Here is a 16,574-nt window from a genome sequence, read left to right on the forward strand (position 1 = left end):
CCTTCCGGTCCGTAACGTCAAAGCTCATCGGCCGTACAAGGTCGACCATGTTTCCTAGATCACCTGTCGCCCATGTCGTGGGACAGAAACGTCAGCCATCTCATGGGACTAGACAAACCAGAGGTCACATGAGGTTGATTCCGTCGTGGTGCCGGATCGCTGGGGCGCCTTCGTGGAGAGCGTCAAGGATGCGAACCGCGAACGCCTCGGTGACCATGTCTCGGATCTCAGGTTCGGACGCCCAGCGGAAAGCGGTGACCTCGTCGTTGATGATGAGCTGGCCACCGGTGGCCTTGCAGCGGAACACGAGGGCCACGACGCCGACGGTCATGTTCTTGTAGACGCCAGTGAGGGCCAAGGGCTCTACGATCAGGCCGGTTTCTTCGAGGACCTCGCGACGAACACCGTCCGGGATGGTCTCTCCGATTTCGAGTACGCCACCCGGCGCTTGCCACTCGCCGTTGTCGGCCCTGCGAGTCAACAGGGCTCGGCCGGTGTCGTCGACAACGATGCCGGCGACACTCACCGAATGCATGGAACGGGTCATGCGCTTGCCTTCGTCAGGTCGTGCGCTGGTGGTACTGCAACGTGTAGAGATGTCCGCCCTTGACCAGCACTGAGACTTCAACAGGGCGCTTATTCTCGGCATAGACCACTCTGAACTGCCTCATCACGGGCACTCCTTCTGGGAGTTCCAGCCCTTCAGCCTCTTCGACTGTTGGAGGGCGGCTCGACAAGAGATCCGTAAACTCACGCTGCGGGTAGCCGAGGTCGGTCAACACCTGAGGCGCTCCTCCCTTGATCTTCTTAGAGCCTGCCAAGGGCGTGCCTCGTACGAGAGTCGATGGATAGTACGACCAGGAGAGCTCGACAGGGTCACCATCGTGGAGAAGCAGGCGATGACGCAGAACGGCCTTGTCACCATCGTCTAGGCCAAGGGCTTGCGCCACGTCAGGGGGCGGAACGACTTCGTCAACGCTGAGTAGCTCGTAGCTGTAGCCCCGCGGCGATGGTGCGAAGTAGGAAGAGACCTCAACAACGGCCAGCTGCTTGGCGCGGACGAAGACACCCTTGCCAGGACGGCCTTCCAGAAAGCCTTCGTCCTTCAACAGTGAGAGCGCACGTTGGACTGTGGCGTTCGCGGTCGTGTATTGACTCACAAGCTGCTGAGTCGATGGGAGCTGCGCACCAGGAGACAGTCGGCCGGCCATGATGTCTGCTCGAATGGCGGCGGCAATCTGCTGGTGCTTCGGACGGGTGTCCTGGTACTGGACCAAGGGAGAGCCTCTCTGCTCAGTGGGAGAGCTTGTAGCGAAGGTGGCGCCCGTAAGGGACCATGGTCATCACGCTGACTTCGACTGGCGTGTTGTCGCGAGATCGCGATAGCCGGAAGAGAACAAGCACCCACTCGTGCTCCTGGAGCTGGAGCAGCTTCCGCTCCTCATCGGTGGCCGGCCGAGTAGATACGTCCTCTTCGACGTGGACGAGTTGATGACCCAGCTCGGCGAGGAGCGTTGGTGCTCCTCCAGGGATCTTTCTCTTGTCAGCGAGGCGGGTCCCCTGAGCTATGGACACGGGATAGTACGAATCGGCCAGCTCGATGGGCTGCTCGTCAAGGAGCACGGTTCGACGTCTGACGATTACGGGTTCGTCCTCACGGATGCCGAGCGCTGCTCCCACGTTGGCCGGAGGGCGCAGCACTGTTACTTCACGGAGGACGTTGCTGCCAGTGTGGCCGTGTTCAGCGGCCTCCTCTGCCCAAGCGTCCGGCTGGTCCGCCCTTCGGGGTAGCACGTACGGCATTGAGACGCTGCTCCAGCTGTCTTGGTCGGCCACGACCCACCACTCCTCACCAGCTCATCCCGCAGGGACACCACCTAGCCACCTTACTGGCAAGGCGATAAGGATGGATTTGTCCCCTGCCCTCAAAGAAGTCTACCCAATTCCTTGCTGCCTTATCGAAAAGGCAGTATGGTTGCGATAGAACCTCGAAGCCACGGCTTGCCGAGGACCAAGAGATCAGAGGAGAACACATGCGCAACATTCCGGTGGACATCGCGTCGATGTCGTTCACGGTCGCTGGCGAGGCTGAGCCGAAGATCGTGGATCGGGCGACCGGTGAGGTGAAGAAGGACGCGGAGGGGCGTGAACTGTACACGCTGCCCCTGCTGCCCATGCCGAACGACGACCGGCGCAACCCGGTGATCACGGTGACCTTCCCGTCCGCGACCTTCCCGCAGATCGTGGTCGGCAGCAAGGTCAAGCCGGTGGGGCTGACCTGCTTCTACTGGCAGATGAACGGGCGTTCCGGGATGGGGTTTCGCTGCGAGGCGATCCGGCCGGCCGCGGAGAAGGCGGCCTGATACGAGAGGTCCCGGAGCGGCCGTGTGCTTGGCGGCTTGGGCCGCTCCGGGGTCTCCGTCCACCCAGATAAGAGGAGAGGAGACCGGTCTAGTATGGCCGACTTCGCGGTCTGGCTGGGGCTGGCGTTGCTGGCTGCCAGCGTGGGCTTCTGGGCGTGGCGGCGGTGGGCGCCGACCTCGTTCTGGTACGTGATCGGGTTCCCGGCCAAGGCGCTGGCGGTGTACGGGACGTGGCGGGCGGTGGCTTCGGGCTGCGGTCTGTCCAGGCGTCGGCGTCGCTGGCGGTGGACCTTCCCCGGCTTCCCCGGGTTCGGGGGCTGAGGTATGGAACTCGGCGAGTTCTGGAAGCGGTTCAACGAGGAACTGGCGGAGCTGACGCCGGAGCAGGCTGACTGTGCGCTGGCGTGGTTGGCCGACAGTGATAGCGATGCGGTGCTGGACGCCATCGCCTACGCCAAGGGGAGGTACCCCGGGTGAGAGGCCTGATGATTGCCAAGCAGCGTCGTGGCTTGCGGCGGGTCGAGGTTGAGCGGGCTCCGCGGCTGGGGCTGTTGCGGCCGACGCCCACGGGGTTCCGGGTGACGGTGCGGCTGCACGATGGGCAGACTCCCGACGACTACGAGCGGGTGCTGGACAAGCTGGCGCACGCCTGGCGGGTGCACAGTGTGCGGCTGGTCGGTTGGCGGCCGGGCAAGGTGACCTTGGTCGCCACGATGACCGATCCTCTGGAGACGGTGGCCGGCGGGCATTCGCTGGCCGATGGGCTGCTGCGGGTGCGGGTCGGCCGGTTGGACTCCGGTGAGTGGTTCGTGATCGATTTCCGCAAGGTGCCGCACTGGCTGAACGTGGGCGCTACCCAGTCCGGGAAGTCGAACCTGGCTAACGCCCTGATCGCGGGGCTGGCTCCGCAGCCGGTGGCGCTGGTCGGCTTCGATCTGAAGGGCGGGGTCGAGTTCACCCCGTATCAGCGGCGACTCTCGGCGCTGGCCACTGAGCGTGCCGAGTGTGCGCGGCTGCTGGCCGATCTGGTCGGGATCATCACGTCTCGCATGGCGCTGTGCCGCCAGCACCGGGTCAAGAACATCTGGCATCCGAGGCTGCCGGAGGAGGCACGGCCAACGCCCATCGTGGTGCTGGTCGATGAGGTGGCCGAGCTGTTCCTGATGGCCGATCCCAAGGCGGAGAAGGAAGAGGTCGCCGCGGTCGCTACCCGGCTGCTGCGCATCGCTCAGCTGGGCCGCGCGTTCGGGATCTACCTGGTGGTGTGCGGGCAGCGCGTGGGCTCGGATCTGGGGCCGGGGGTGACCGCGCTGCGTGCGCAGCTGACCGGCCGGATCTGCCACATGGTCAACGATGACGAGACGGCCAAGATGTGCCTGGGCGACATGGACTCCCGCGCGGTGGCGGCGGCTCGGCAGATCTCTGCGGACCGGCCGGGCACGGCGGTGGTACTGGGGGCTGATAGCCGCTGGCATATGGAGCGCTCGGTGCACGTCACCGAGGAGGAAGCCGAAGCAGCAGCTGAGGAGCACGCGGAGCTGGCTCCGTCGTGGGCGCTGCTGACGGGCGGACCGGCAATCGAGGTCGCCGACGCGGAGGAACTGGAGCAGGCGGTGGATGAGTTCGCCGCCCCCGACCTTGAGGACCTCCCCGTCTAGCCAGGAGGACCGGCCCATGAAGACATCGCCCGACGACGTCATATGCGAGACGTGCGGCGATAACGACAGCGAACTGATCCGCTGTGGTCCAAGCCGGTTTTCGGCGGACGTACTCCGCTTCGACTACCGGTGCCGGACGTGCCGAGACGAGTGGAACGTCTGGCCATAGCCACTGAGCCACGGCGTTAGTTGCCTGGCTGACCAACCTTCCCCAGACCGGGCGTGAGTCCTGATCACGCCATGTCCCTAGCAGATCTATGCCTGTTTTCGGGAGTGATCAACGTGAGAGCACGATCAAGTGCTGCCACGGCGGCACGGCGACGCGGTGCGGCCACGTCTCGCGCGAAGTACGCGGAGCAAGCGGCCGGCCGCCGGGAGGACTACGTGTGGCTGCGAGAGGAGCAGGGCCACAGCATCGCGCAGGCGGCTGAACGCATGGGCGTGAGCTATCGCCAGGCTCAGCGTTGGGAAGCGCTTCGTCGGCAGGAACGTGAGAGTGCGTCGTGAACCGGCTGCGCTCGATGGTGGTCGACTCGGCACCGGTCACGGTCCTTGCTCTGATCGCGGCTGTCGGTTCGTTCGATCACATCTCCAGCCTGGCCCGCAAGTACGGCCAGCTCGGGTGGCGGGCGTGGGCGGTGGCAGTCTGCATCGACCTGCTATGCGTGATGGCCGCACGAGAGATCCAGCGAGACAAGCGTACTGGTCGACGTCGGCGCGGTCTGCTGTCGTGGCCCGCGCTGGTGCTGTCGGGCGGGATCGTGTTGACGTTGGCGGCCAACCTGGCGGAAGCACCGCAAAGTGCATGGGGCTGGATCCTGGCCGCGACTCCGGCCGGCGCGTTCCTGATCGCCATGTCGATGCTGGAGCGCCGCGCGAGTCGTCCCGATCCTGAGGATGCGCTGGAGATACGTAGTGATGCCGCGGTGCCTGCGCACGGCGGGTCTGCTCAGCGCGTTCACTCTGCCCGCGTCGACGAGCACGAGCAGTTGGTGGCCGCGTCGGAGAACGAGGAACCGCCGCAGCTCGAACAAGCACCGTCCGTGCCCGCCGCTCCGGACGAGAACGCGCCGGTGCCGGCGCCAGCGCTACTCGGTTACGCGCGTCGCCTGGCTACCGAGTACGAGGCCACCCACAGCAGGCCGATTCCCGCTGAGGTGCTGCGTGCCCGGATGAATGTGGCCCCGGAGCTGGCTGCCGGGCTGCTGGACCATCTCGGGCTCGGCACTGACTGAGACATCCCCAATCGACATCGAGACGAAGGAGATCCGCTGATGATGACCACCGACTCGACGGCTCGCGCCGAGTTCATCGCTGGATTGCGCGCGTTGGCGCGGTTCCTGGCAGACAACCCCAAAGTGCCCGTGCCGAGCTATGGCGAGACGGTCAGCGTGCACGCCAGCGGCACCAAACAGCAGCAGCACGCGCAGGTGGATCGGGTGGCCGATCTTATCGGCGCACCCACAAGTGGCGGCACGCACTACCAGACGGCGCGGGACTTCGGGCCGATCACCTACCGCGCGATCGCGATCAGCGAGCAAGCCATGAACGAGTACACCGCAGCCCTGAGTTACCAAGGGGCGGTGACGACATGAGCGTTTACCTGCCTGAGCAGGGCCGGACGTTCAGGGGCACGGTTGCGCTGCTGGCCGTCGGTGGCGTGGCGCTCGTTGCGCTGGGTTTGTCCGGCGGTTTCGGCGAGAGTGACCCGGCTGCACCAGCCCCCACCATCTCGGCCACGACCCCCACCGGGAGCAGCACGCCGCCGCCGATCACCTGCGAGGCAGACCAGTGCTGGTGGACCGAGCTCGGCAAGCCCGAACGAAGATGACGCGCTGATGGGCCGCCTCAGCGCACCTCCCCTACCGCTGTGACCGACCGCCCAGGGTGCTCGCCCGGTGTCTCCCCTTTCATCGGGCGGGTGCCCGGGGCGACCGGCCCCAGACGAAGGGATGACTGCCATGTCGAAGGTCACGATCCACACCAAGAACGGCGAACAGATCGAGGTCAACGCCGCTCCTCACTAGGAGGCGTTCTACGACGACCTCCCGTTCACCAGCGAGAACGTGATGATCACGGAGATTCGGCCGAAGCGGTAATCGCGGCTCTGAGCCACAGAGGAGGACCCATGGCGCTCTGGGCCTTCCAGTGCTGCACCTGCAACGGCACCGGCATCGACGGCGAGAACCAGACCTGCCGCGACTGCACCGGCACCGGCATCGACAACCACGTCGACGACTGAAGCAGCCGAAGGGAGGAGACAGCCATGAACTTCGACCAGCGCGTACGGCAGCTCCGTGAGCAGAACGGTTACAGCCTCACCCGGGCTCGCCGGCAAGCGTTCACCGAAGCGCAGGCCGATCTAAAGGCGCGCGAGGAAGCCATGTTCGACGAGATCGACCAGGACGGTTAGCGATCCCTGGAGCCGAACGTGAGCACAGATCAGCTTCAACGAAGGCAGACGACGAAGATTCCTCCAGGGCCGCTCATCCGGCAAAGATTCCCGGCCCTGGAGGCTCCACAAGGGAGAACTCCACGATGGCAGCAAAGACGCAGATCTTCCACCCTGGCAAACCCGGCATCTGGCCCGGCGGTGAGTCCCAGGCCGTCCGCGACGCCTACGACGAGCTACTCGCCCAGCAAGAGGCGGAGCGTACCGAGCGCGAGCAGGCTCGGGGGGCGCAGCGATGAGAAGGCGGATGAGCGATGCGCAGCTGGCCGAGCTGAAGGCCAGGACGCAGAACGCCAACGAGCTGAACGAGCTCGCCCGTGCCGCCAATGGCCACGGCGTGACCGCCGCAGAGCGGCGTCAGGCTGATGCCGAACTGCAGGCCGCGGTCGGCACGAGGAAGGCCAAGCGGCTGCGTGAGGACGCCCTGCGACAGGCCGGCGCTCGCGGCAAGGGCCTGGGGCGCTGGTTCGGGTGAGCAGGAAACTCCCGCCGCCACGGCCGCTGCCCCGGTGCTCGATCTGCCGCGGCTACCTGTACATCCGGACCCAGACCTGCCCCAAATGCGATCGCTAGAAGGGAGGGCCACCACCATGTCGACACCGACCGGCGTCAACGACCAACGGGTGACCTGCCCCGGCTGCCGCTATGAAACCCGGCTCGCGCGCTTCCAAGCGCTGCTGGTAGGCGAACGCGGGCTTCAGGTTGGCTGCCCGAACTGCCGCTACTCGTTCTGGGTCACCTTCTGCTGATCGCGACGGCTGAGATCAATCGCTCCACTCCGAAGGGAGGGACTGACCATGCCCGAACCGCTTGAGGACTGCGACCCCGAGTTCATCGATGGCTCCTGGCACGGCTGCGGCGACTGCGCGGCCTGCCTGGGCCAGGCCGACAGCGACGCCGAGTTCCTCGACTGATCACGACGGCTGAGGTTGCGGGTGCCCGCCCAGCCTGCCCAGTTCGACCCGCTGGGCGGGTGCCCGGAACGTCATGGCTTCGAGATCACAAAGGAGACATTGCCATGAAGGACACGATCAGATACCGCACCGCTGGCGGCAACGCCGTCACCTGGAAAAAGCTGCCGTACGACCCGCAATGGCCGTACAGAAGTGGCCAGTACGAGTGCGGTGGCTGCGGTGAGGAGAAGACCGGAGACCACACCGACGCCGACAAGCACGCCCAGAACTGCCGGGCGCTATGACACCGGGCACCGACTCGGGGTGCTTGACGGCGGGGGCCGGACTGATGGCCAACCGGTATCGCGTCCGCGTCATCGAGACGTACGCCTGTGGCGCTGACCTGCCGTGGAGCGTGGCCCGGCAGGTACTAGGCCACGACCGGAGCGGCCGGTGCGAACGGCCGGTCATCATCCGCGGCTGTGGCTTGGTACAGCAACTGGCCTGCGCTCGGCGGCTGCCCGCCGACCAGCAGTGCACGGCCTGTCGCACGCACACCCTCATCGTCGACGTGAGGAGGATCATTCAGTGAGCGACGCGGGGGCGCTCGCCGAACTGGCCGGGCCGGTCGTCCGCGACCTGGCCCGGCATTCAAGCACCGACCTGGCCCGCTGGCTGGACCGAGTCCACCGCCTGCGCGGCTGCGCGGAACCAGTCCGGTTGACCGGCGAAAGCCTCACCCTGAACGCCATCTCCGGCGAAGTCCTGTCCCACTACCGCACCGACAACGAGCCACACGGGCAACTGCTCATCCGGTGTGGCAACCGGCGCGCTTCCCGCTGTCCGTCCTGCTCCGAGCTCTACCGCCGCGACACCTACCATCTGATCCGGGCTGGTCTCCTCGGCGGTGCCAAGGGCGTGCCGGCGACCGTCCGCGAGCACCCGAAGGTGTTCGCCACTCTGACCGCGCCCTCGTTCGGGCCGGTGCATCGCGGTCCCGGAAAGGATGGCAAACCTCAGGTCTGCCACCCACGCCGTACCGGCCTGGCCTGCTTCCAGCGCCATAAGGCCGACGACACCAGGATCGGGCAGCCACTCGACCCGGACGTCTACGACTACGTCGGGCACGTGCTGTGGAACGCGCATGCCGGTGATCTCTGGCGTCGCTTCACCATCTACCTTCGGCGCCGCCTGGCCGCCTCGGCCGGCCTGACGCAGACCGCGTTCAACAAGGCGGTTCGGGCCTCCTTCGCCAAGGTCGCCGAGTACCAGGCCCGCGGCGTCGTGCACTTCCACGCCGTGATCCGTCTCGATGCCCGAACCACCGACCCGGCCGACGTCCTTGCACCGCCGCACTGGGCCACCGTGCAGCTGCTCGACGACGCGATCCGCTCGGCCGCCGCCGCTGTAAAACTCGACGCACCCACGCTCGGCCAGCCGACGCGCCATCTCGTTTGGGGCCGTCAGGTCGACGTCCAGCCGATCCACGGCAGCGACCTCGCCGGCCAACTGTCAGAGCAGGCCGTCGCTGGCTACATCGCGAAATACGCCACCAAAGCCGCCGAGTCTTCCGGCACGCTCGATCGCCGTATCCATGAACACGATCTCACCCACCTGCACGAGCGCGGCGCCACCGCCCACGCCGCTCGGCTGATCCGCACAGCCTGGGAGCTGGGCCACCCCGGCACCCATCCTGAGCTGACCGGCCTGCGGCTGCGCAAGTGGGCTCACATGCTCGGGTTCCGTGGTCACTTCTCAACCCGGTCCCGGGCCTACTCGACCACGCTCGGCGCCATTCGGCAGGAACGTACCGACTACCGGCATGAGCAGCTGCGCGCGGCGGGGCTGATGCCGGAGGCAGACGGCAGCACACTCGTGCTCGCTCACTGGAGCTTCGCCGGTCAGGGCTACACCCCGGGCGAATCCCTGCTCATCGACTCTCTCGACCCACCAAAGGAGGGCCCTCCATCATGAACACGACCGAGGACGTGCGGCTTTATCGAGTCCGGGATGCCATGACGCTCCTGGGGCAGAGCCGTTCGTCGATCTATGAGCTGATCCGTTCGGGCCGACTGCGCACGGTCAAGGAAGGACGGACCAGGCTGGTTCCCTCAACTGCCATCCGCGAGTACATCGCCCTCCTCGAACGTGAGGCGGAGGCTCGATGATGGCCAAGAGAAGGAGCCCAGGAGACGGCGGCCTTCATTGGGACGAGCGGCGGCAGCGCTGGATCGCCTCGGTGACGATCGGCTACAACTCGGCCGGGAAGCGGATCGTCAAGAAGGGCAGTGGCAAGACCAAGACGGAGGCCAAGGCCAAGCTGAAGGAGATCCTTCGCGACCACGAGGACGGCCTGGCGATCGCGCCGCACGACTACACCGTGTCGGATGCCGTGACCTACTGGTTGGAACACGGGCTCCGGGGCCGGGACGAGAAGACGGTGAGGCTCTACACCGACTTCGCCCGGCTCCATATCGTCCCGGCTCTGGGCCGCCGTAAGCTCCGTGACCTGTCGGTGGAGGATGTCGACAAGTGGCTGGCTGACAAGGCCACCGTACTGAGCACCCGTTCGCTCAAGTTGCTCCACTCCGTGCTCAACCGGGCGATCAGGAACGCGATGAAGCGAGACAAGGTGCGGCGGAATGTCGTCGACTTGTGCGACGTGCCCGATGGGCAGGCTGGCCGGCCTTCCCGAGCTCTGTCCGTGGCGCAGGCTGAGGCTGTGATCGTCGCGGCCGAACGGGCAGATATCCGGATCGGTGCCTACGTCCTGCTCTCGCTGCTCACAGGAGCTCGTACGGAAGAGGTACGGGCGTTGAGCTGGTCGCACGTCGTGGCCTTCGACGAGAGCCGCCAGGCGTGGCTTCCTGTCGCTGGGGCCGGGTGGGCGCATCGGGAGTTCGCAATGTACGTGTGGCGATCAGTGCGCAGGAAGGGCGACACGAAGACTGTGAAGTCGCGCCGTACGCTGAAGCTGCCCGCTCGCGCGGTGAAGGCGTTGCGGTTGCTGATGGAGGACCAGGAGAAGGCGCCGGCCGCGGTGGACGGCGGGACTGACGGCCTGGTGTTCTGCACGAAGAACGGCACGGCCCTGAGCGCCACCAACGTGCGCCGGGACTTCCGCAAGGTCATTGTGAGCGCGGGCCTGGCGGGTGGCGAGTGGACGCCCCGCGAGCTGCGGCACAGCTTCGTGTCGCTCCTGTCGGACTCCGGCGTGCCGATCGAGGACATCTCGCGGCTGGTGGGCCACGCGAACACCGTGGTCACGGAGACGGTCTACCGGTTCCAGCTCCGGCCGGTGCTGCTGGAAGGAGCGGAGGCCATGGACAGCATCTTCCCAGTACAAGAAGAGGCGTAGTCACTCAGTAAGTCACGCACCCCCACTTAGTGATCTTAGGTGGGGGTGCGTTGTCGCTGGTGGAGCCTAGGAGATTCGAACTCCTGACTTCCTGCTTGCAAAGCAGGCGCTCTGCCAACTGAGCTAAGGCCCCTTCGACGAAGATAGCTTACCGGGCGGTGGAAGCTACCTGCGTCGTACCAAGGTCATCGCTCAGGACCAGATTCGGGAAGTCGGCGATCGAGTCGAGGATGTGGGTTGCGCCGCCCTTGAGCAGGCGTTCCTTGCTGTGTACGCCGGTCATCACCCCGGCCACGATGGAGGCGCCGGCGCGTTTGCCGCAGAGCATGTCGCTTTCCGAGTCGCCGATCACGGCCACCTGGCGGACGTCGGGGACTCCTGAGCGGAGGACCGCGTGGAGGACCATGTCGGGCCAGGGACGGCCGCGGCCACCGGCGTCTTCGGGGGAGATGGCCAGGTCGATCTTGTCGTGCCAGCCGAGGACGCTCAGGATGCGGCTCAGGGTGGTGCGGCTGAAGCCGGTGATGAGGGCTAGTTTGATGCCGTTGCCACGGAGTTTGTCGAGGACCTCCATGACTCCGGGCATGGGTACGAGACCCGCCCGCTCCAGCGCCCCCTCGTAGGAGCGTTCGAACGTCAGGTTCGCGGCCTGTGCCTGGGCCTCGTTGCCGGGGAAGATCCCACGGAAGACATCGATCTTGGGGCAGCCCCGGGACCGGTGCACGTGAACCATGGCTCGCGCGTACGCTCCGGTCCCGGGCACTATGCCCTGGGTCGCGATCGCCTCGGCAAAGGCGCGCTCGACCATGGCGATGTCACCGACTGTGGTGCCTGCCAGGTCCAGGCACACCAGCTTGATGGGGACGACGTCACTCATCGCCTCGCCGGTCGGTTAGTTCTCGCTGCCGGTCGCCTCGGTCCAGAGATCGAGCTCTGCGCGGTCGGCCTGCACCTTACGCCAGATCAGCAACCCCCCAAGGGCGATCAGCGCCAGAACGAGCAGCTTCTTCACGGTGTGACCCCACTTCTTCGACGGTCTCACCTGCCGGGGTGAGACCCAACGGTTGACAAGCAGCCTAGCAAGGGATGGCTGGGCTCCCTGTGTTGCGCACGGACCAGATGTGCGGAATGTGCGAAGGGCGGGAGTTCAGCCCCTGGTGGGGCCGCACTACCCGTCCATCTTTGGACAACATCCCAGTGACGATGGTTCGAGCGTTTCAGGTCAAGATTCATGCTCCATGGCTCATGTGCCATGGCTCATGGTTCATGGATTGGACAACAGCTCGATCATGCCAAAATTCCCAGCTTGATGCGCAACCGCGGGGATGGGGTATCCGGTGGCTCACGCTTGTGCTGGTTCGGTGGGGGTTTGGGCGCAGGAGGTGAGGGGTGCTCGGGAAGTTGGTCGCGACTCTGCCCGCCAGTAAGGCTGCTCCAGCCGTATCTGAAGTGGAGAAGGGTTCGACCGACCGCGACCGGCGGCTCGCTGTTCAGGCTCAGGGGGTACGGTGCCAGGTTTCACGTGGAGCTGTGGGCAGGCCGCCGGATGCTACGGGGTGGGGCGGGCATGAAGGCGGCGGGCAAGCTCGGTTCGTACGGTCTGGTGCTGGTCGTGGTGTTCGGGGGTGCTCTGGGGGTGGGCACGATGGTCGGCCCGGTGACTCCCCGAGAGGGGGCGAGTGTGGCGGCGGGGGAGGGAGATGGCCATTCCGATCATTCCGGGCATGGGGTCGGTGGCCAGTCCGGTGCGGTGCCCGGTGGGCTGCAGGTGTCCCAGGACGGTTACACGCTCAACCCCATCAGCACGATCGCGACCGGTGCCCCGGCGGAGTTCAGGTTCACCGTGATCGGCCCCGACGGCACCCCGGTCACCGCCTACCAGGTCGAGCACGACAAGAAGATGCACCTCGTCGTCGCCTCCCGCGATCTCACGAGCTTCCAGCACGTGCACCCGAGCATGGCCCCCGACGGCACCTGGTCGGTCGGCTTGGCGGTGCCGAAGGCGGGCTCGTACCGGGCGTTCGCCGACTTCGTCCCCGCCGAAGGGGAGAAGCTCACGCTGGGGGTGGATCTGCAGGCTGCGGGCGACTATCGGCCTGAGCCGCTGCCCCACGTCAGTCGTACGGCGGCCGTCGGTGACTACACCGTGAACCTGGCCGGCGACATCGTTCCCGGCCGGGCGAGCAAGCTGGTCATGACCGTCAGCAAGGACGGCGAGCCGGTCGACGATCTGGAGCCCTACCTGGGCGCGTACGGTCACCTGGTCGCCCTGCGCGCCGGCGATCTCGCCTACCTGCACGTGCATCCGGAGGAGAGGGACGAGGCGGGGCCCGAGGTCACGTTCGTCGCCGAAGCCCCTAGTCGGGGCGACTATCGGCTGTTCCTCGACTTCAAGCATGAGGGGAAGCTGCGGACGGTGGGTTTCACGGTGACGGCGGTGCTGTCCGATGGGCACGCCCCGTCCGCGACCCATGACCACACCCATTGAGCGTCCGGTGCGGGTTCGCGGGGCGCGGTGCAACGTCAGGCGCGGGTCAGCCGGGCGCGCCTGACGGCCGGGGTCATCGCCGCGCCGGCCAGGACGAACATCGCGCCGACCAGCAGCCACCCCAGCGTCCCCGCCCCCAGCACGACCGTCGTGAGCACCACAGGCCCGAGCATCCTGGCCACGGCCACCCCGCTGCCGAAGAAGCCCTGGTACTGGCCCTGCCGGTCGTCGGGGGCGAGGCCGAACCCGATCTCCCACGACCCGGAGGCGAGCTGCATCTCGCCGGCCACCAGCAGCGCCGTCGCCACCAGCAGGAACCCCCACCAGTACGGGCTCAGCGCGAACACCGCGCACGCCGCGAACATCGTCACCCCCGCCCGCCGCACCGCCGCCGAGGCGTCCCGCAGGCTCCGCACCCGCCTGGCCACCCGTACCTGGAACAGCAGCACTCCACCCGTGTTGATCAGCAGCAGGACGGCGACCACCCACGTGGGCGCGCTGGTACGAGCGGCGATCCACAGCGGCACCACCAGGCTGAGCAGCGGCATGTAGAAGAGCATCACCGCGTTGACCAGCGTGACGAGCGCGTACGGCCGGTCCCTGAGCACCGCGAGGCGGGGGCCGGCGGAGGGGGCGGTGATCCGTACGGAAGGCAGCCGGAGCAGGACGATGGCGGCGAGGAGGAAGCCGAGGGCGTCCACCGCGAACGCGGCCAGGTAGCCCTCGCGGGTCCCGAGGTGCAGCGCGAGCCCGCCCAGCCCGGCTCCGACGGCCAGGCCGCCGTTGAGCGTGGCCTGCAGCGTCGCCCGCACGGTGGTCCGCTCGGCGGGCTCGACCAGGGCGGCGAGCAGGGCCTGGCGGGCGGCTGACAGGCCGGTCTGTGCGGTGCCGTACAGGCAGGCGACCAGGACGAACGCCACGAACGAGCCGACGAACAGGAACGAGCCGACCGCCACGGCGGTGGTGAGCGCGAGCAGGACGGCGACGCCGCGGGGGCCGCGCCGGTCGGCGAGGTGGCCCAGGGGTACGCCGGCCACCAGGCCGACGGCCCAGCCGAGGGTGAGCCCGAGGCCGATCTGCGTCGCCGACAGGCCGATGATCTGGGAGAAGTAGAACGCCGAGGTGACGAGGTAGAGGCCGTCGCCGATGGAGTTCGCCAGCTGCGCCTGTGCCAGGATTCGCCGATATTTCGGTGCTTGGGGGACGGTGCAGCTGGACGATCCGGTGGCGAGTAAGTCGGACGCCGTACGCGCGGGGGCTGATGTCATACGTTCATCCTCGCCCCCGACTTGTCCCAAGGTAAGCTCCAATTCATCGTCAAATGATTGGGCCAAGATGGACGTCCACATCAGCCTCCACGGCCGCGGTGACCTGGCCGCACAGGTCTACCGGCAGTTGCTCGACGCCATCCTCGACGGCCGCCTGCGGTCGGGCGAGCGCCTGCCCCCGACCCGGGACCTGGCCCGCGGCCTGGAGATCTCCAGGAACACGGTCGCCCTCGCCTACGACCGCCTGGTGGCCGACGGGTTCCTCGTGGGTCGCGCGGGCGCGGGGACGTTCGTCTCGGCGGAGCCGGTCAGGGGGCGGGCCGCGCCGAAGGGCGTCGTACGCCCGCGTCCCGTCTGGGACGACCTCCCCCTGCCCCAGCCCATGACCCCCGCCCGGTACGACTTCCGCGCCGGCGTCCCCGATCCGCGCCTGTTCCCCATGGAGACCTGGCGCCGCCTGGTGGCCCGCGAGCTGCGGGTGAGCGCCGCCGGCTACGGTGATCCGGCCGGCCACGAGCCGCTGCGCGCGGCGATCTCCCGCCACATCGGCCTCAGCCGCTCGGTCCACGCGGGCCCGGACGACGTGCTGATCACGAACGGCGCCCAGCAGGCGCTCGATCTGATCGGCCGCGTGCTGATCGAGCCGGGCGCGGTGGTGGCCGTCGAGGAGCCCGGCTATCCCCCGGCCCGCCTGCTGTTCCGCTCGCTGGGAGCGCGGGTGGCCGGCGTGCGCGTGGACGGCGAGGGCATCGACGTCACGGCGATCCCCGGTGAGGCGCGCGTCGTGTACGTCACGCCGTCGCACCAGTTCCCGCTCGGCACGCCGATGTCGCTGGCCCGCCGCGCCGCCCTGCTGGCCTGGGCCGAGCGCCGCAGGGCGGTGGTGATCGAGGACGACTACGACAGCGAGTTCCGCTTCGGCGAACGGCCGCTGGAGCCGCTGCAGAGCCTCGACCGGGCGGGCCGCGTCATCTACGTGGGCTCGTTCTCCAAGACGCTGCTCCCCATGCTCAGGCTCGGCTTCCTGGTCGCGCCCGCCTCACTCGCGCCGGCCCTGCGCGCGGCCAGGCAGCTGTCCGACTGGCACGGGGAGCTGCCCACGCAGGCGGCGCTGGCCCGCTTCATCGACGAGGGTCTGCTGGCCAGGCACATCAGGAAGGCGACCCGCGAGTACGCCGCCAGGCACGCCATGATCGCCGAGGCACTGGCCGGCGACGACCGGCTGCTGCCCGTGCCGTCCACGGCGGGGCTGCACCTGTGCGCCCGGCTCGCGCCTGATGTGTCGGTACGTCCGGTGCCGGAGCTGGCGGTGGAGTCACTGGAGGCGTACTACGGCGGGAGCACACCCGAGCCCGGCCTGGTGCTGGGGTACGGCGGGATCGGCAGGGACGCCATCCCGGAAGGGCTGCGTCTGCTCAGGTCGGCGATGCGGCGGGAACGCTTCTCATGAAGGGACTCGGCCGTTACTGAATTACCGCGCCTGAGCAGGTCAGGGATGTCGGCGGGTCCAGAACCTGCGGTTGCGCTCCCCCGACATCTCCGGGTCGTCCGGCGGCGAGGGCTGTTGCACGATCACGACCGTCGTACGGGCGTGCCGCGCGCAGTACATGCTGGTCGAAGGCAGGAAGATGCGGCTGAGCACCCCGCGTCTCCCCCGCCCGAGCACCAGCAGGTCACCTTCACGGGCCAGGTCGACGAGATGGTAGCCGGGGTCGCCCACCCGGCCGACCATGAAGGTGGCCAGGTCGTCGGGCACCCCGCCCGCCACGTCCTCGAACACGCCCGTGATCACCTCGGTGCAGCGCGCCTCCTCGCCCGCCCTGACGGCGTGCTGCACGGGCAGCGCCTCGGGGAAGGGGTGGACGGGCGCGCGGCTGACGTGCACGGCCACGAGAGCCATCCGGTGCAGCCGCGCCGCGCCGATGGCCCAGGCCAGGGCCCAGCGCGCCGCCGGGGATTCGTCCACCCCGACGATCAGCCGCGCACCGCCGGGCAGATCCTGTTCCACGGTGCCTCCTGTCGAAGTACGACCATAGTGCGCCTACCCGCTGGTTACCGGGAGGTGGCACTTTGCGAACTCTGGAGTCCCCCGGC

The 16,574-nt window shown here is 67.6% G+C and carries 25 protein-coding genes and 1 tRNA gene; 18 read left to right on the top strand and 8 right to left on the bottom strand.

The features are described from left to right. Positions 1-124 precede the first annotated feature (124 nt). The 3 genes from B0I32_RS52395 to B0I32_RS52405 are packed head-to-tail and all read right to left on the bottom strand — an operon-like array spanning position 125 to position 1,836. Entirely contained in the window at positions 125-547 is a 423-nt protein-coding gene (locus B0I32_RS52395; protein WP_106252635.1) for an NUDIX domain-containing protein, read from the bottom strand. Positions 548-560: 13 nt separating this feature from the next. Next, positions 561-1,277 (bottom strand): GntR family transcriptional regulator, encoded by a 717-nt coding sequence (locus B0I32_RS52400; RefSeq protein ID WP_106252636.1) that lies wholly within the window; start codon positions 1,275-1,277, stop codon positions 561-563. Between the two features lie 16 nt (positions 1,278-1,293). Further along, entirely contained in the window at positions 1,294-1,836 is a 543-nt protein-coding gene (locus B0I32_RS52405) for a GntR family transcriptional regulator (protein ID WP_219912478.1), read from the bottom strand. A 197-nt stretch (positions 1,837-2,033) separates the two neighbouring features. Between B0I32_RS52405 and B0I32_RS52410 the strand changes: the two genes are divergently transcribed. From B0I32_RS52410 to B0I32_RS52465, 16 genes are all read left to right on the top strand, one after another. Beyond that, positions 2,034-2,363: an SCO3933 family regulatory protein gene (locus B0I32_RS52410; RefSeq protein WP_106252637.1), complete on the top strand. Its 330-nt coding sequence runs from the start codon at positions 2,034-2,036 to the stop codon at positions 2,361-2,363. A 93-nt stretch (positions 2,364-2,456) separates the two neighbouring features. Next, positions 2,457-2,684: a hypothetical protein gene (locus B0I32_RS52415; protein ID WP_106252639.1), complete on the top strand. Its 228-nt coding sequence runs from the start codon at positions 2,457-2,459 to the stop codon at positions 2,682-2,684. Positions 2,685-2,687: 3 nt separating this feature from the next. Continuing rightward, positions 2,688-2,840 (top strand): hypothetical protein, encoded by a 153-nt coding sequence (locus B0I32_RS58470; protein WP_181308750.1) that lies wholly within the window; start codon positions 2,688-2,690, stop codon positions 2,838-2,840. Between the two features lie 8 nt (positions 2,841-2,848). Next, complete coding sequence (locus tag B0I32_RS52420) at positions 2,849-4,021, top strand: FtsK/SpoIIIE domain-containing protein (protein WP_106252640.1); 1,173 nt, start codon at positions 2,849-2,851, stop codon at positions 4,019-4,021. 240 nt (positions 4,022-4,261) lie between these two features. Next, entirely contained in the window at positions 4,262-4,528 is a 267-nt protein-coding gene (locus B0I32_RS61915) for a helix-turn-helix domain-containing protein (RefSeq protein ID WP_146178649.1), read from the top strand. After that, complete coding sequence (locus B0I32_RS52425) at positions 4,525-5,256, top strand: DUF2637 domain-containing protein (protein WP_245956681.1); 732 nt, start codon at positions 4,525-4,527, stop codon at positions 5,254-5,256. The genes B0I32_RS61915 and B0I32_RS52425 overlap by 4 nt, the downstream gene beginning before the upstream one ends. A gap of 39 nt (positions 5,257-5,295) precedes the next feature. Beyond that, positions 5,296-5,616 carry a hypothetical protein gene (locus B0I32_RS52430; protein WP_106252642.1) on the top strand — a complete coding sequence of 107 codons (321 nt, stop codon included), beginning with the start codon at positions 5,296-5,298 and terminating at the stop codon, positions 5,614-5,616. Beyond that, a complete protein-coding gene (locus B0I32_RS52435) occupies positions 5,613-5,852 on the top strand; it encodes a hypothetical protein (protein ID WP_106252644.1) in 240 nt (79 codons plus the stop codon). The genes B0I32_RS52430 and B0I32_RS52435 overlap by 4 nt, the downstream gene beginning before the upstream one ends. Positions 5,853-6,287: 435 nt before the next feature. After that, positions 6,288-6,434 (top strand): hypothetical protein, encoded by a 147-nt coding sequence (locus B0I32_RS58480; protein ID WP_181308754.1) that lies wholly within the window; start codon positions 6,288-6,290, stop codon positions 6,432-6,434. Positions 6,435-6,559: 125 nt separating this feature from the next. After that, a complete protein-coding gene (locus B0I32_RS58485; RefSeq protein ID WP_181308756.1) occupies positions 6,560-6,712 on the top strand; it encodes a hypothetical protein in 153 nt (50 codons plus the stop codon). An 8-nt stretch (positions 6,713-6,720) separates the two neighbouring features. Next, on the top strand, positions 6,721-6,948 hold the full coding sequence (locus B0I32_RS52440; RefSeq protein WP_106252646.1) for a hypothetical protein: 228 nt from the start codon (positions 6,721-6,723) through the stop codon (positions 6,946-6,948). A gap of 115 nt (positions 6,949-7,063) precedes the next feature. Next, on the top strand, positions 7,064-7,222 hold the full coding sequence (locus B0I32_RS58490) for a hypothetical protein (RefSeq protein WP_181308758.1): 159 nt from the start codon (positions 7,064-7,066) through the stop codon (positions 7,220-7,222). A 269-nt stretch (positions 7,223-7,491) separates the two neighbouring features. Next, the gene (locus tag B0I32_RS52445) at positions 7,492-7,671 is read left to right on the top strand and encodes a hypothetical protein (RefSeq protein WP_106252647.1); all 180 of its coding nucleotides are present in this window, start codon (positions 7,492-7,494) and stop codon (positions 7,669-7,671) included. A gap of 283 nt (positions 7,672-7,954) precedes the next feature. After that, positions 7,955-9,340 (top strand): replication initiator, encoded by a 1,386-nt coding sequence (locus B0I32_RS52455; RefSeq protein WP_106252650.1) that lies wholly within the window; start codon positions 7,955-7,957, stop codon positions 9,338-9,340. Next, positions 9,337-9,534, top strand: coding sequence for a helix-turn-helix domain-containing protein (locus B0I32_RS52460; RefSeq protein WP_106252651.1), 198 nt, complete (start codon positions 9,337-9,339; stop codon positions 9,532-9,534). The genes B0I32_RS52455 and B0I32_RS52460 overlap by 4 nt, the downstream gene beginning before the upstream one ends. Beyond that, positions 9,531-10,724 carry a site-specific integrase gene (locus tag B0I32_RS52465; protein WP_245956682.1) on the top strand — a complete coding sequence of 398 codons (1,194 nt, stop codon included), beginning with the start codon at positions 9,531-9,533 and terminating at the stop codon, positions 10,722-10,724. The genes B0I32_RS52460 and B0I32_RS52465 overlap by 4 nt, the downstream gene beginning before the upstream one ends. A gap of 57 nt (positions 10,725-10,781) precedes the next feature. Here the strand turns inward: B0I32_RS52465 and B0I32_RS52470 are convergent. The 3 genes from B0I32_RS52470 to B0I32_RS59320 all read right to left on the bottom strand — a co-directional run bounded on the left by B0I32_RS52470 (position 10,782) and on the right by B0I32_RS59320 (position 11,736). Beyond that, positions 10,782-10,857, bottom strand: a tRNA-Ala gene (locus B0I32_RS52470). A gap of 15 nt (positions 10,858-10,872) precedes the next feature. Continuing rightward, the gene (locus tag B0I32_RS52475; protein WP_106252653.1) at positions 10,873-11,601 is read right to left on the bottom strand and encodes an HAD-IA family hydrolase; all 729 of its coding nucleotides are present in this window, start codon (positions 11,599-11,601) and stop codon (positions 10,873-10,875) included. 15 nt (positions 11,602-11,616) lie between these two features. Beyond that, entirely contained in the window at positions 11,617-11,736 is a 120-nt protein-coding gene (locus B0I32_RS59320; protein ID WP_020542320.1) for a DLW-39 family protein, read from the bottom strand. A 510-nt stretch (positions 11,737-12,246) separates the two neighbouring features. On the opposite strand from B0I32_RS59320, the gene B0I32_RS52480 reads away from it, so the two are divergent. Next, positions 12,247-13,212: a hypothetical protein gene (locus B0I32_RS52480; protein WP_342751852.1), complete on the top strand. Its 966-nt coding sequence runs from the start codon at positions 12,247-12,249 to the stop codon at positions 13,210-13,212. Between the two features lie 35 nt (positions 13,213-13,247). Here B0I32_RS52480 and B0I32_RS52485 read toward each other — a convergent pair whose 3' ends face one another. Next, positions 13,248-14,480, bottom strand: coding sequence for an MFS transporter (locus B0I32_RS52485; protein ID WP_106252656.1), 1,233 nt, complete (start codon positions 14,478-14,480; stop codon positions 13,248-13,250). 67 nt (positions 14,481-14,547) lie between these two features. Between B0I32_RS52485 and pdxR the strand changes: the two genes are divergently transcribed. Next, positions 14,548-15,930 carry a MocR-like pyridoxine biosynthesis transcription factor PdxR gene (pdxR, locus tag B0I32_RS52490; protein ID WP_106252658.1) on the top strand — a complete coding sequence of 461 codons (1,383 nt, stop codon included), beginning with the start codon at positions 14,548-14,550 and terminating at the stop codon, positions 15,928-15,930. A gap of 39 nt (positions 15,931-15,969) precedes the next feature. On the opposite strand, the gene B0I32_RS52495 is transcribed toward pdxR, so the two are convergent. Beyond that, the gene (locus B0I32_RS52495) at positions 15,970-16,488 is read right to left on the bottom strand and encodes a universal stress protein (RefSeq protein ID WP_106252660.1); all 519 of its coding nucleotides are present in this window, start codon (positions 16,486-16,488) and stop codon (positions 15,970-15,972) included. Positions 16,489-16,574: the final 86 nt, after the last annotated feature.

The sequence above is a fragment of the Nonomuraea fuscirosea genome (assembly GCF_003001935.1).
Classification (GTDB): domain Bacteria; phylum Actinomycetota; class Actinomycetes; order Streptosporangiales; family Streptosporangiaceae; genus Nonomuraea; species Nonomuraea fuscirosea.